Origin of the sequence: Neorhodopirellula pilleata, from assembly GCF_007859915.1 — a bacterium.
In the GTDB taxonomy this organism is placed as follows: Bacteria; Planctomycetota; Planctomycetia; order Pirellulales; family Pirellulaceae; genus Rhodopirellula; species Rhodopirellula pilleata.
Genome location: NZ_SJPM01000002.1, coordinates 35,783 through 49,910 on the forward strand (window position 1 = coordinate 35,783; position 14,128 = coordinate 49,910).

The window sequence follows — 14,128 nt, forward strand, 5'->3', positions numbered from 1 at the left end:
ACTCTTCACTCTTCACTCTTCAAAATGCCCCCCCTCCTCCGAACAAACCGACTGACCAAACGCTACGGGGACGTTACCGTTCTCCGGGACGTTTCGTTGGACGTGCGGGCCGGTGAGATCCATGCATTGCTGGGGGCCAATGGGGCGGGCAAGAGTACCTTGTGCCGAATCATCAGCGGCCTGGTCACTCCGTCCGATGGAACGATGGATTTGAATGGGGAGTCTTTTTCACCGCAGCACAAGCAAGATGCCGAATCGCGTGGCGTCGAGATCATTCAACAGGAACTCAATCTGGTCTCCACTTTGTCGGTCGCCGAGAACTTGTTCTTGACGCGGTTACCGAATCGTTGGGGATGGCTGCGGACCAGCGATCTGCACCGACGAGCCCGCGACGTGCTGGATCGTTTCGGTTTATCGGACGTTCCCACCGATGTGGCCGTCGGTTCCCTGGGAGTCGGTCGACAACAAATGGTCGAGATCGCCGCGTCGCTCGCTCGCGACTGCAAGCTGTTGATCCTCGATGAACCCACCGCCGCGCTTTCGGCGACCGAATCACAGAACCTGTTTCAGCATTTGAGCGACTTGCGTGATTCCGGCGTAGCCATGATTTACATCAGTCACCGGCTCGATGAAGTCGCCGTCATCAGTGACCGCATCACCGTCCTGCGCGACGGTCGGCATGTCGATACTCGGTCGAGTGATTCGTTGACGACCGACGAGATGGTCGATTTGATGAGCGGTCAAGTCAATGCATCGGCGAGGTTGCAACACATCGACCATCGAACCGATGAGGTCGCGATGCGGGTTGAGTCACTCTCTCGCGGGATCGTGAAAGACGTCTCTTTCGAAGTTCATCGCGGCGAACGTTTGGGGATTTGTGGATTGGTTGGGTCGGGCCGAACGGAGCTGTTGCGTGCGATGTTTGGTGCCGATCCGGGCGTGGCGGGAACGGTATGGTTGCAACGCGATCAAGTTCACCATCGCTTCTCGCATCCCGCCGATGCGGTCGCCGCCGGGCTCGCGATGGTGACCGAGGACCGCAAAGACAACGGCCTTTTGCTCACCCAATCGATCCGGGCCAACGTGACCTTGGCGTCGCTTCGGGCTCGGTTCACAACCGCCGGCTGGCTTAAACGGCGAGAAGAACGCGTCCAAACCGAAACGATGAAAGAGTCCTTGGAAATTCGCTGCGAAAGTATCGAACAACCGGTCAAGACTCTCAGCGGCGGGAATCAACAAAAGGTCGCCGTGGCCAAATGGCTCGTCCGCGACGCCGATGTGTTCTTGTTTGACGAACCCACCCGCGGCATCGACGTGGCCGCCCGCCGCCGCATCTATCGTTTGTTCGAATCCCTGTCGGCCGATGGGAAGGCGATTGTCATCGTCAGTAGTGATTTAGAAGAGTTGTTCGAAACGTGCGATCGAATCGCCGTCATGTCGGCCGGACGATTGGTCAAAACGTTCGAGCGAAATAATCACGAATCATCAAGTCAAGACCTCTCACCTTGGGATTTCGACGACATCATGCAGGCTTCGTTTTCGGGATACATGCAATGAGATCGTTCCGCCACTGGGTTGTGCAGTACGCGGGACTAATCGCCGTGTTGTTGTTATTGATCGCCGTCTTCAGCATGATGAGCGACCATTTTTTTCAGAAGTCGACCTTGATCACGATCGCCAATCAGATTCCTGATCTAACGTTCTTGGCTGTCGGCATGACGTTGGTATTGATCATCGGCGGGATCGACTTATCGGTCGGTTCGCTGTTGGCACTGTCTTCAGCGGTGCTCGGGGTATTGATGGCCGATCAAGGCTGGCCGATTGCGTTCGCTTTACCCATCGCTCTGTTGGTGGCCGGCAGTTGTGGTTTGATCAATGGAATGATCTCGATCGGCTTTGGTATTCCCTCATTCATCGTGACGTTGGGGATGCTCGAAATTGCCCGCGGGGCGACGAAGGTCGTGACGGACTCTCAATCGGTCTACATCGGCAGTCGCATCGAATGGTTCGGGCAACCGCTCGGCGGGTTGCTGTTGTCGCCCGCGTTCATCGCGTCCTTGGTCGCCGTGATCATCGGTCAATTGGTGCTGACTCGAACGATCTTCGGCCGTTACTGCGTGGCGATCGGCACGAATGCGGAAGCGGTTCGAATGTCGGGCATTCGTGCGGCACCTTATTCGATTGCGGTGTTTGGGATCAGCGGTCTGTTGTGCGGCTTGGCTGGATTGGCACAAACGTCGCGACTTTCGACCGCCGACCCCAATGGTGCCATCGGGATCGAACTGGCCGCCATCGCCGCGTGTGTGATCGGAGGAACAAGCCTGATGGGCGGACGGGGCAGCGTGATCAGTTCTTTTATGGGCGTACTCATCATCCAAGTCCTTCAAACCGGTCTCGCGCAAATCGGAGTGTCCGATGCGAACAAACAAATGATCACCGGCGTGGTGATCATCGTCGCGGTCTTGTTGGACGCCCTCAGAAACCGTTGGAGTCAAAAATGAAATTTCGAACCCGTCTTTTGGGCACGTTGATCTTCACTTGTCTGTTCGTCACGCCGGCGATCGCGCAACCGGTCCCGGTCATCTTTGATACCGACATCACCGGCGACGTTGACGACGTGCTTGCGTTGGCAATGTTGCACACGCTTGCGGATCGTCACGAGTGCGAGATCCTCGCCGTGACCGTCTCCAAAATTAATCCGCTCGCCGCTCCCTTCGTCGACGCGGTCAACACGTTTTACGGTCGGCCGGATATTCCGATCGGTGTCACCCGTGACGCCCAAAAGCGGGACAGCAAGTATCTGCACTTGATCCAACAGCGAGACGGCGACGAATTGCGATACCCGCACGATCTTACGTCGAGTGACGCGGCTCCCGACGCCGTCGCAACTCTTCGCCAAACGCTCGCCGCCGCCGAAGACCACAGCGTCGTGCTGATCCAAGTCGGCTTGGCGGCAAACTTGGCCGACTTGATCGAATCCGCCGGCGACGGACACAGCGATCTCAGCGGCATTGAGTTGGTTCGCAAGAAAGTGAAGGTGGTCTCCGTCATGGCCGGGGCGTTCGCTGCGATCGACGGCAACGATCATTTCCTCGAAGCCAACGTCCGCAACGGGATCGATTCGATGCAGCGATTTGCCGACCGGTGGCCGTCGGACGTTCCGGTCGTGTGGAGCGATTTTCGGATCGGTATCGCCGCCCCATATCCACGCGAAAGCATTGCCAACGACTTTCGTTATCGCGAGCACCACATCGTGCCCGAATCGTATCTATTGCACAGCGGCCCGAATCACGATCGTCCGACCTGGGATCTGACGAGCGTACTCTACGCCGTCCGTCCCCATGACGGGTACTTCGGATTGTCCGATCGGGGAACGGTTCGTGTCGACGACGACGGCTTCACCCGTTTCCGACCGAACCAAGATGGTCGCGATCGATACCTCATCATGACGCCGATTCAAACAGCCCGCGTGATCGAAGCTCAACGATCGCTGGTTAGTCAACCACCCAGGTCGGCAAAATGACCATTCGACCAAAGCCGCACCGACGGTAATGAATCAATCAAAAAGCCTTTCGTTTACACAATATGAAAACGATGGGCCCAAAGATTGGATAGGTTTGTCTTGGCGCATGACTTGCGGACGTGATGCATCCATTAAGCATCGCGGGATCAATAAGTGAAGTCTTTGTAGTAGTGGATCTTGTTAAAGATCCTCCTGCAAAGGGATCTTTAACAAGATCCACTACTCTTGCGTCGCATGGGTTTTCGGACGTCCGCTGAAATCAACGAGGAACGATACGCGTTGAAAGCATTGCGAGGCGATTTCGAACGCATCATCTCGCGTGACGGAGTGCACGCTGATCCGACGGCAGCCTTCGCTGCGGCGAATCAGTAAACCCTTGGATGTTTAGACGAAACTGAAGGGCAGGTACTTCGACCGTAGCGCCCTGATTTGCGACCGTTCGAAAATCCTCCGCAAAGATTCAAGAGGTAGCACGATTCAAGCGGTAGCACGTTTCAAGGGGCAACAACGTGGAACAACTCGCTCGCCTGGATAAGCCGGGGTTCGTCGTCACCTTTGGCGAGATAGAGTTCCAGCAGTTCATTGCCTTCGTCTTCGTAGTACTCGATTCGAATCGGATGCTTGCCGGGGGCAGCGTCGATCCACCCGGTGCGCAGTTGGGAAGCATGATTGCCGCCATTGTCGGCGACGAGCCTGTCGTGGAAATAAACCTTCGATCCATCGTCCGACTTTGCACCCAGCCGATAAAGTCCCGCCTCTTTGATCTCGATCAGTCCCTCAAAACCCAATTCATAGTGATCATCACGCGGCAGATTCGGGGGCGTGGCGGTCGGAAGTGCGACGACCTGTGGTGTTCCCTTGGGACGCTGGTCGTCAGAAAGCGGATCGGGGATCTGCGGATCGTAGACCGAGGTCCGGCAGATCAATCCCGCAGCCACGCTTTCGTCGACTTCGATGCCGCCATCACGGTTACGCGGGATCAACTGAATCGGCAAGTCGAGTTCCGTTTGCTTTTCTTCGCTCGTTCGTCGCACCGTCAGAATCACGTTTTGATCGGGTTTCCACTCGAATTTGGTGAACTCCCAATCGATCGGGTCCCGCAACCGTCGCCCATCCACGGCTACTACTTCTTCGCCGATTTGTAAACCGGATTCGAATGCGGGCGAATCGGTGGCGACGCCGGTCACCATGACGTCCGGACGTTGCGGATCGATTTCGATTCCGCTGACATAGCGATGCCGCAATTCGCAGTGCAGAAGGTCGGCAAGGCAACGACGGACGACATCGATCGGGACCGCGAAATGAATCCCCTCTTCGCCTCGGATGCTCGACGTGACGACTCCAATTTGTTGGGCGTCCAAATTAACGATCGCACCACCCGAATTACCCGGATTGCTCGCCGCGTCGAATTGTAAATATTGTTGAAACCCGTTCGAGTCCTGGGTCGCCAGCGCCAATGCGTTGCCTCCGGCGATACTGGTCGCGCTGACGATCCCAGACGTCACCACGATTCCGCGGCCGCCGGGACTGCCCAGATTCAAGATGGTTTCACCGAGCATGACTTCGTCGGCAATGCCCAAACGAATGAAGGCAAACGGTTTTCCGTCGAGTGGATAATCGGGAGCCCCCGGACGATTGAAAGCCGGACCGCCGAGTTCTAAGACGGCTAAATCAAACTCCGGGTTCTTGCCGATTAAACTCGCTCGCAGCGGTGGACGACCACCTAAGAGCACGACGTGCTGATCGCCGACGACGTGAGCGACCGTCAACAAAAATCCGCGTGGATCGACGAGAGAACCACTTCCCGAAGCTCGACCGTTATCTCGAAACGAATAAACCGCCCCGACTGCCGGTTGGAGATCGCGAATCACGGCCGTGGCAGGGGTCCAGCGTGCCGATAGCTCGGGCTCGTCGGCGAGCGTCATTGAATGAACGCTCACCAGAGCGAGCACGCTGACGATGCTATTGCCGCTAAAGTGTGTCAACATGTTGGTGATTGAATACATGGTTGCTTGAGTCAAGGAATGTGTCAGTCGTTTCACGGATGCTGGCTGGAACTCCCGTAGGCTGGGTCGCAGTCGCTTCGACGGAGACCCGGCAATCCTCCAACGATTGGTCAGGAACAGATAAAGATTTCAGTAGCGGGCATGCCGGGTGTTCGTCGCAAAGCCTCCTTCACCCAGCCTACTTAACTGGGCGGGCGATGAAGTTTCGCAGGTAATCATGGGATTGCTGTAACGATTGCACGCGGGTCATTGTGGTCGCTTCGTAAACCCGGTCTTCGACCTCGACACACACCGGGCCGTCGTATCCGGTATCGCCCAAGACCGAACAGAATTTCCCCCAGTCGACTTCGCCCAGGCCAGGCAATTTGGGATGATGGTAGCGTGACGGTAACGCCAGGACGCCGTAATCGTTCAACCCTTGTCGGTCGATACGGACGTCTTTGGCGTGAATATGAAACAACCGATCTGAGAACTCCTGCATCGGCTGCAAGTAATCCATGTGCTGAAAAACCATGTGCGATGGATCATAGTTCAGACCGAACGATGAACTCGGTATGTCCTCGAACATCCGCCGCCATATCGCGGGACTGACCGCAAGGTTTTTGCCGCCTGGCCATTCATCATCGGAGAACAACATCGGGCAATTTTCGATCCCGATGCGAACTCCTACGCTCTCGGCCAACTCAACCAACGGCTTCCAGGTTTCCAGGAAACGCGGCCAGTTCGCGTCGATCGTTTTCGTCCAATCTCGACCGACAAAACTGTTGACCTGCGACACACCAAACCGAGGTGCGGCTTGGATCACTTCGCGAAGATGGGCGACCGCGGCAGCAGCTTCTTGAAGGTCCGGCGACAACGGATTGGGATAATATCCCAAACCGCTGATCGAAACGCCCGTTTCATCACACAGCCGCTGGACATTCTCAACGCTATCGGAGGACAAGTCGGTCACATCCAAATGAGTCACACCCGCATAGCGTCGCTCCGCCTTACCCGGCGGCCAACACATCACTTCGACACATTGATAGCCCAACGAAGCCGCATGACGCAGCACTTCTTCGAACGACAGGTCAGGCAAGATGGCGGTTACAAATCCTAGTTTCATGAGAATGCTTTGATGATCTTTGCTTGGAGATTTGGCGGACAAGTGTTGGCACAGAGTATTGGCGGGCGAGGACGCCACTGCATCGATTCGTCCAACAATGTAACAAACCACCTCGCAGGAATGTGTCGTGCTCTCGATGAATCGCTCACGCGGCTATTTTGTCGGGATGACGGTCTGTGCCCGCGTACATTATCTTGGGCTGGACTGCCGCTGCATTCTCGAATTGGAATCCATGAATGAAACGAAAAAATCGATCAAGACCCGCTCAGTCGCCACCCAAACCATCCTCGGCGGGCGAAGTTCCTGGTCGCCAGCCGCCAAGTCATCCAGAATCCGCTCACTCGTCCGCATTGCACAATGAGCCATCGGCACCCGAAAAAACCTCAAGCGAAAAACCTTCGGCCGAGCAATCAGCAACGGGCGATTCTTCATCGACGAACGTCCCACCGATGCCGGATGGCAATCCGGTCGTCGGGCGGATGAAGGAAACGGCCCCGGCGGCTCCTGCAGGCAAGCAAATTCTATTTCCTCAATTACCGTCCCTGTCCCGGATCATGTCGGTGGTGATGTTGATGTTCGGGATCCTGGCCGTCGGGGTGCTGTTCTATCAGTTGATGATCGGGTTCTTTGTGCCGTTGTTTTTGGCGGCGCTGTTGGTGGTCATCTTTCGCCCCGTCCATCTTTGGATTCTCAAACGAACAGGAGGTCGCGGACGTTTATCGGCCGCCTTGACCACTTTGCTCGTGCTGTTAGTCGTGTTGATGCCGCTGGGCATGTTGGTGTCGATCGCGACGACGCAGTTCACCGTTTTGCTGTCCCAGATGAACGGCAGCATGTCGGTGGCACTCGACCGTGTCCGTTCTCAACTCGGACTGGATCTACCTCACGCCGAGCATTTTCGACAACTCGATCGTACGGTCGATCTTCTGGGTGTCGCCGAACCGGTGATCACAACGGCCACCGCAACGGGCGAAGTCCGGACGGATCTGATCGCCAAAGCCAAACAACTTGACCAAGCGGCTTCGATCATCGTTTATTTGCAAGAAGATCTCCCGAGTGCCGACACCGCAGTCGAGGAGGCCGAAAACGCGATCGCAAGTATCGAGCGGTTTGCCAATGGTTTGCGCGAGGCCGACCAAATGCGTCGAGATGAAACCGAATCGGGAACGTTCAATCCGCTCACCAGATTGAACGTCTCCGAGCAATTTGAAAAAGAAGCGGTTTTTACCGCAGCGGCGATTCGCAACTGGATGAATCGAAAGCTCGGCGGCACATTACAAAGCCAACTGAAACTACTGGCCAACCCTGACGAGACCGATTTCGCTCGGCTGATCCGTGGAGCACGCGAGTCCTTGCAACCACGTTTCGTGCGATTGACCAGTGCCACCGGCAGCATCGTGGCTCAAACGTTGTTTGGACTGGTGATTTTGGTCATCGCCGTTTATTTCTTTTTGATCGATGGCCCGGCGATGATCACAACGTTAATGCGGTTGTCCCCGATGGACGACGCCTATGAGCACCAGCTGTTAATGGAGTTCGACCGAACCAGCCGTGCGGTGGTCTTGGCGAGTGTTCTGTCGGCGGTGGTGCAAGGCATCTTGGCCACGATCGGATTTTGGATCGCCGGCTTCGATCAAATCATCTTGCTGTTGTTCTTAACCAGCTTGATGGCGTTGGTTCCGTTTCTCGGTGCGGCCTCGGTTTGGGTGCCCTGCGCGTTGTGGTTAGCCATCGTGGAACAGCGAATGATTCCGGCCGTGCTGCTCGCGATCTGGGGAGCCGCGGTGGTCTCATCGATCGACAACGTCATCAAGGTGTTTGTCTTGCACGGACGCAGCCAACTGCATCCGCTGTTTGCACTCTTGAGTGTGATCGGTGGCGTTTCGGTGTTCGGACCCATTGGAATCTTGGTCGGACCGATGGTGGTCGTGTTTCTACAAACGCTTCTGGAAATCCTCAACCATGAGCTAAAAAGCGAGACGTCCGCATCGAAATCGAAAGACTCCTAGTGTTTTGTCCAACTTTAACTTTAGGATTAGCCGTTTTGGCGCTAGCGGGCTGTTGATTTAGCCCTCATCGAAACCCGAAGCGTCAGCGAGGGATACATACAAAGGACTTAATGGTGATGAATCCCTCGCTGACGCTTCGGGTTACGATTAAATCAACAGCTTGCTAGCCACGGTTCCGTCGCAAAAACCGGGGCTAGCGCCCAAACGGCTAATGTTGCCAACCCTAGAGCTGAATCTAGACAAAGCACTAGATCCAATCTTCAATGACCTTGCCACCCACGTCGGTCAGGCGAAAATCACGTCCTTGGAAGCGATGAGTGAGTTTGAGGTGGTCCAGCCCGAACTGGTGCAACATCGTCGCATGGAGGTCGTTGACATGGACTGGATTCTCGGTGACGTGCCATCCGATTTCATCGGTCGCCCCGTAAGTCATTCCGCCCTTGAATCCGCCGCCGGCCATCAACATGCTAAACGAATACGGATGATGATCCCGACCGGTGCCGACTTCTCGTTTGCCGCTTCGGTTTTCCCCCAGCGGCGTGCGGCCGAACTCGGTCCCCCACACCACCATGGTCGAATCGAGCATGCCCCGTTGTTTGAGATCGCGAATCAACGCGGCGATGGGTTGGTCGACACATTTGGAGTTGTACGGCAGCTCTTTGGGAATGTTGCTGTGATGATCCCAAGACGCATAGATGATGTTGATGAATCGTACGCCGCGTTCGACCATTCGCCGGGCGAGTAAACAGTTCTTGGCAAAGCTTTGATACGTGTCGCCTTGCTTCCCTCGTCCTGAAAAGTTCTTGGGTTCCTCCCGATCAAGACCGTAGTCGTCAAGGGTTTGTTTGGTTTCAGAGGACAGGTCGATCAGATCGGGCGCTGCGGTTTGCATCCGATACGCCAATTCATACGACGCGATTCGTGCGGCGATTTCGGGATCGTTGACCTCCGCGAACCGTTGTTGGTTGGCGGCCCGCAAGATATCCAAACCTTGACGCTGCAGTTCGGCCGGGACTCCGGGAGGATTGGCCAAGTTCAACACCGGTTCGCCCTGATTGCGAAACGGCACGCCGGCGTAGGTCGATGGCAAAAAACCGGATTGCCATAGCGTCGTCCCTCCAGAAGATCCGCGTCCACTCGTCAACACAACATACCCGGGAAGATTCTGCGATTCGCTACCGAGTCCATACGTCAACCACGATCCCATGCTGGGCAATCCGAACGTTCCCCGGCCGCACTGCATCATCAATTGACCGGGGTGGTGATTGAATTGTTCGGTGTGCAACGAACGAACGAGCAACAGATCGTCGGCAACCTCGCCGAGGTGTGGTAACAACTCGCTCAGTTCCATTCCCGATTGGCCGTGCTTTTGAAAAGTATACGGCGACCCTTGCAGTAGCGCGTTGTCTTTCTTGATGAACGCGAAACGGACTTTTTCGAGCATCGACTCGGGAAGCGGTTGGCCGTGCCGTTCTTTCAAGACCGGTTTGTCATCGAACAAATCGATGTGAGAAGGCGCCCCCGCCATGAAAATGAAAATGCACGCCTTGGCCGGACCGTCGAAGTGCGGCGGTTTGGGGGCCAGCGGATTCGCGTCGGGGTCGGAGGTTGTTTGGTCGGTTGATACTTGTTCGGCGGTCGCCGCTTGCATCAATCCGTCTTGCGTAAGCATTGACCCGAGGGCCGCCATGCCCAAACCGCTGGCCGTCGTCGTCAAGAACTCCCGCCGTGTTCGCAAGGCGTGTTGCTCGAGTGCGTGCTGTTGAAAAGGTGTCATGGATACGGTTCCTAATCGCGGACAATGAATTCATCGAGGTTCAGAACCATTCGAAGCGTCGCGATCCAAGCCGCGTTCTCTTCAGCATTGACCTGATCGTAACGATGGTTTGAGGCAAGCCGCGCCGCGTCATCCGGGTGCGACTGGTAGTACTGCCTTGCGGTTTTCAATAATTGTTCAAATCGATCGAGTTCCGACTTCTGTGGATGACGAGCGATGCACAAACGCAGTGCGTATCGCAGACGCTGGCGATCGTCGCCGCCGCCTTCGATCAAGACCCGCCGCGCCATCGCTTGGGCCGCTTCGGTAAAGACGCCGTTGTTGAGCGTGACCAACGCTTGCAGTGGCGTGTTACTCGTTTCACGTTGCAGACGCGTCGTGTTGGAATCGGGACAGTCGAAACTGATCAAGGTCGGGTGCGGTGAAGTGCGTTTGAAGAACGTGTACATGCCACGTCGATAGGCATCGTCGCCTCCGCTGGTAGTCCATTTAAAATTATTCGCGTAGCTGAGTTCCGCGACCCCAGGCGGCAAGGGCGGGAACACACTCGGGCCGCCGACTTTGTGGCTCAGCAAACCGCTCACATCAAGATGCAAATCGCGGATCACTTCGGCCGACACACGCAAGCGGTTTTGTCGGGCGAACAAGTCATTGGTCGGGTCCTTTTGAACTAAGTCGTCGCGGTGCGCCGATGCTTGCTGGTAAGTCGCACTCATCACGATGGTCTTGATCAACGTCTTGCGACTCCACATCATGTCATGGGAAAACTGCCACGCCAGCCAATCGAGTAATTGAGGGTGTGTCGGTAGTTCGCCACGGACGCCGAAGTCATTGACGGTCGGCACAATCCCACGTCCGAACAGATCAGCCCAAACGTGATTGACGGTAACCCGGCTGGTCAGCGGATGAGCGGGATCGACCAACCAAGATGCCAAATCGAGTCGGTCGGCAGGATGTCCTGTTTTTCGAGAACGCAGCGGATGCGTACGCGAGATCATCTCCAAAACGTCGCTTTGGACTTCCTCGGCGGGTTGTAAAAAATCACCACGGTGCAGCAACTTGGTCTTTCGGTCTGCCGCACGGATCACCCGTACCGTCATCGTGGGGCTTTCGGGAGTTTGCTTCTTTCGTTTTTCTAGTCGCTGAATCAATTTCGATATTCTCGGATCGATACTCGCTACATGGTAGGCGATTGTCTTGACGTTTTTCGCCGACCGTTCGGGCGGAGCGACTCGCAAGGCCTCGGCGACCTCCTTGGGTAGGTTGGCCAACGGATCGAATCCGCTCATGGTTGAGAGGCGAAAGCGACCGAGCGTGTGCTGACCGCCGTAGCTCTGATCGATCACGACGCGCAAGTAACGATGGTCGCTCGCATCCAACGGAACCGTCGCGAAACCGATCCATTGATGCTGCTTTCCCGTCTCAGGCGAGATCGCCCAGCCCGTTTTCTCGTCGGCCGAAAGGGCACCTTCGGCTGGGAATTTCGATTGCGAAAAATCAGAAGTTGCCGCCGTGAAAACAACCTCGACCGGATCTTGGAACTCACGGTCGGGGCTGACAAACAATCGGATTTGACTGACGACAAAATTGCCGTTGGGAGCTCGCCCGGGCCCTTTCTTGGCCAGCGTCTCGTCGGTGAGAGCTTCCAAACGGATACCGGTCAGCGGACGTTCGGGCAGCTTGAACTCCAGCGAGTATCGGTCTTGGTCGGCGACCGAGCCGGTAACCAAAAGCGAGCCATCATCCTGGGACGCAAATTCAGCTTCGCTGTCCGCAGTGGCGCTGAGCACGGACGGCGTTGCAAAGCTGACCGGGTCGCGGTCCGCTGCGGCAATGGAGTCCGTCATCTCGGCGGTCCATTGATCGATCTTTGGCTGAATCTCGGCGATCGCGTTTTCAAGTTCCTGTTCCAACTCTTGAACCTGTCGATCATATTCGGCTTGATCGATTGCGTGCTGCCGCAATGCCTGTTCACTGCGAGGCACGTCCATGTTGGCTTCGTCGGCGCTGTTGAAGAACGCAAAGAGTTGAAAATATTCACGCTGGGTGATCTGATCGTACTTGTGCGTATGGCAACGAGCGCACGTCATCGTTAAGCCCATCCAGATCGCGCCGGTCGTTTCGGTGCGATCAAACGTGGCTTCGACGCGAAACTCCTCCTGGTCGACACCGCCTTCCGTGTTGGTCAGCGTTTGCCGATGAAACGCGGTCGCGAGTCGTTGATCCGTCGATGGTTCTGGCAAGAGATCACCGGCGAGTTGTTCGATCGTGAATTGGTCGTACGGCAGATCTCGATTGATCGCATCGATGACCCAGTCACGATAACGCCACGCATTGGGTCGAGGCTTGTCCTTTTCATATCCATCCGAATCCGCATAGCGCGCCTTGTCGAGCCAATGCCGCCCCCAACGCTCACCGAAGGCTTCCGAAGCCAACAGCCGATCGACGAGCTCTTCATAGGCGTCATGCGACGAATCTGCAATGAACGCATCGACTTGCTGCGGCGTCGGGGGCAAACCGACGAGGTCGTACGACAACCGCTTGATCAACGTCACACGATCGGCGTGCTCGGACGGTTCAATACCATGGTGTTGCAAATTGGCGAGGACGAACAGGTCAATGGGATTACGAACCCATTCGCTACTCTTTTCCGTTGCCGGCAACGTTGGCTCGGTAAGTGGTTGATAGGCCCAATGCGTTTCAAATGCGGCGCCGCTTTCGATCCAACGAGCAAGGTGGCCGATCTCTTGGTCGGACAAACGTTCACCATCGGGAGGCATTCGCAGCGAATCGTCCGAGCTCATAACTCGGCGCATCAACTCGCTATTCTCAGGTTGCCCTTGGATGATCGCCTGTTGGCCTGAATCGAGCTTCATCGTCGCTCGACTCGAATCCACCAACGACAAACCCGCTTCGGCCTCATCGGGTCCGTGGCAGACGATGCAGTGTTTCGCCAACAGCGGTTGGATGTCGCGACTGAACCGAGTGACTTCGTTCGCAAGCGTCGGCGTCGGCTGCGAGCTCGCCGAGGAAACCAATGTCAAAGCAGCTATCGAAAGGAAGACGGCGAAAAAAAATGGGCGAACAATCGTCGAGATTATCCGACTTGCAGTCACGTGCATTTTGAAAATCATCGCTTTGGTCTTTCCATATCGTTCTTGATTCCGTTCAGATGCTCGGGCACGAACTCGGGACACGGTGATCTTTCGCACGAACCGCCAAGACTCAATGGCACAATCATAATTCGAATTCTAAGTTAGGTGGCGGACCGAAAAACGAAATACACGGCTCCCATGATACAGAACGCAGCCCACAGATAATCGAGTTTGAGCGGTTGCTGCATGTAAAAGACCGCGAATGGCACGAAGACGCTTAGAGTGATTACTTCCTGCAGAATCTTCAATTGGCCGAGGTTCATCTGCGTGTACCCGATTCGATTCGCGGGCACCTGAATCAGATATTCAAAAAACGCGATACCCCAGCTCACAAGTACGGCGATTATCCACGGCCGACCATCCAGGTTCTTTAGGTGAGCGTACCATGCGAACGTCATGAACACGTTTGACAGCACGAGTAACGCTGCCGTCTTCCAAAACACGGGTCCCATTCAAACCTTCTCCAACTGCCAACGATGAGGTGAGCATTCGAATCGCCAATCGCCCGAAATCGGTGAGATCGACCGTTCGGTACAATAAACAACTGAGATGA

General features: G+C 55.8%; 10 protein-coding genes. 5 read left to right on the forward strand and 5 right to left on the reverse strand.

Features of this window, described 5'->3' with window-relative positions; all coding sequences use genetic code 11:
* Window positions 1-24: 24 nt before the first annotated feature.
* From Pla100_RS05320 to Pla100_RS30350, 4 genes are all read left to right on the forward strand, one after another.
* Window positions 25-1,557, forward strand: coding sequence for a sugar ABC transporter ATP-binding protein (locus Pla100_RS05320; protein ID WP_146576678.1), 1,533 nt, complete (start codon window positions 25-27; stop codon window positions 1,555-1,557).
* The gene (locus Pla100_RS05325; RefSeq protein ID WP_146576679.1) at window positions 1,554-2,501 is read left to right on the forward strand and encodes an ABC transporter permease; all 948 of its coding nucleotides are present in this window, start codon (window positions 1,554-1,556) and stop codon (window positions 2,499-2,501) included. The genes Pla100_RS05320 and Pla100_RS05325 overlap by 4 nt, the downstream gene beginning before the upstream one ends.
* Window positions 2,498-3,523: a nucleoside hydrolase gene (locus tag Pla100_RS05330; RefSeq protein WP_146576680.1), complete on the forward strand. Its 1,026-nt coding sequence runs from the start codon at window positions 2,498-2,500 to the stop codon at window positions 3,521-3,523. Before Pla100_RS05325 ends, Pla100_RS05330 begins: the two co-directional genes overlap by 4 nt.
* 225 nt (window positions 3,524-3,748) lie before the next feature.
* Window positions 3,749-3,895 carry a hypothetical protein gene (locus Pla100_RS30350; protein WP_231602749.1) on the forward strand — a complete coding sequence of 49 codons (147 nt, stop codon included), beginning with the start codon at window positions 3,749-3,751 and terminating at the stop codon, window positions 3,893-3,895.
* A 122-nt stretch (window positions 3,896-4,017) separates the two neighbouring features.
* Here Pla100_RS30350 and Pla100_RS05335 read toward each other — a convergent pair whose 3' ends face one another.
* Together Pla100_RS05335 and Pla100_RS05340 are read right to left on the reverse strand one after the other, a co-directional pair.
* A complete protein-coding gene (locus tag Pla100_RS05335; protein ID WP_231602750.1) occupies window positions 4,018-5,511 on the reverse strand; it encodes a trypsin-like peptidase domain-containing protein in 1,494 nt (497 codons plus the stop codon).
* Between the two features lie 196 nt (window positions 5,512-5,707).
* Complete coding sequence (locus Pla100_RS05340; protein ID WP_146576682.1) at window positions 5,708-6,634, reverse strand: sugar phosphate isomerase/epimerase family protein; 927 nt, start codon at window positions 6,632-6,634, stop codon at window positions 5,708-5,710.
* A gap of 236 nt (window positions 6,635-6,870) precedes the next feature.
* Here Pla100_RS05340 and Pla100_RS05345 point away from each other — a divergent pair, with 236 nt between their 5' ends.
* Window positions 6,871-8,643, forward strand: a complete 1,773-nt coding sequence (locus tag Pla100_RS05345; protein ID WP_231602751.1) for an AI-2E family transporter — start codon at window positions 6,871-6,873, stop codon at window positions 8,641-8,643.
* A gap of 247 nt (window positions 8,644-8,890) precedes the next feature.
* On the opposite strand, the gene Pla100_RS05350 is transcribed toward Pla100_RS05345, so the two are convergent.
* From Pla100_RS05350 to Pla100_RS05360, 3 genes are all read right to left on the reverse strand, one after another.
* Window positions 8,891-10,420: a DUF1501 domain-containing protein gene (locus Pla100_RS05350; protein ID WP_146576683.1), complete on the reverse strand. Its 1,530-nt coding sequence runs from the start codon at window positions 10,418-10,420 to the stop codon at window positions 8,891-8,893.
* Between the two features lie 11 nt (window positions 10,421-10,431).
* On the reverse strand, window positions 10,432-13,464 hold the full coding sequence (locus Pla100_RS05355) for a PSD1 and planctomycete cytochrome C domain-containing protein (protein WP_197167718.1): 3,033 nt from the start codon (window positions 13,462-13,464) through the stop codon (window positions 10,432-10,434).
* 212 nt (window positions 13,465-13,676) lie between these two features.
* Window positions 13,677-14,027 (reverse strand): DMT family protein, encoded by a 351-nt coding sequence (locus tag Pla100_RS05360; RefSeq protein ID WP_146576685.1) that lies wholly within the window; start codon window positions 14,025-14,027, stop codon window positions 13,677-13,679.
* Between the last annotated feature and the right edge of the window lie 101 nt (window positions 14,028-14,128).

What these genes read in the sequence shown, in the direction of transcription:
- Pla100_RS05330 (WP_146576680.1), top strand. Translation starts at nt 2,498, where the DNA reads ATGAAATTTCGAACCCGTCTTTTGGGCACGTTGATCTTCACTTGTCTG.
- Pla100_RS05340 (WP_146576682.1), bottom strand. Translation starts at nt 6,634, where the DNA reads ATGAAACTAGGATTTGTAACCGCCATCTTGCCTGACCTGTCGTTCGAA.
- Pla100_RS05325 (WP_146576679.1), top strand. Translation starts at nt 1,554, where the DNA reads ATGAGATCGTTCCGCCACTGGGTTGTGCAGTACGCGGGACTAATCGCC.
- Pla100_RS05350 (WP_146576683.1), bottom strand. Translation starts at nt 10,420, where the DNA reads ATGACACCTTTTCAACAGCACGCACTCGAGCAACACGCCTTGCGAACA.
- Pla100_RS05320 (WP_146576678.1), top strand. Translation starts at nt 25, where the DNA reads ATGCCCCCCCTCCTCCGAACAAACCGACTGACCAAACGCTACGGGGAC.
- Pla100_RS05345 (WP_231602751.1), top strand. Translation starts at nt 6,871, where the DNA reads ATGAAACGAAAAAATCGATCAAGACCCGCTCAGTCGCCACCCAAACCA.
- Pla100_RS05360 (WP_146576685.1), bottom strand. Translation starts at nt 14,027, where the DNA reads ATGGGACCCGTGTTTTGGAAGACGGCAGCGTTACTCGTGCTGTCAAAC.
- Pla100_RS05335 (WP_231602750.1), bottom strand. Translation starts at nt 5,511, where the DNA reads ATGTTGACACACTTTAGCGGCAATAGCATCGTCAGCGTGCTCGCTCTG.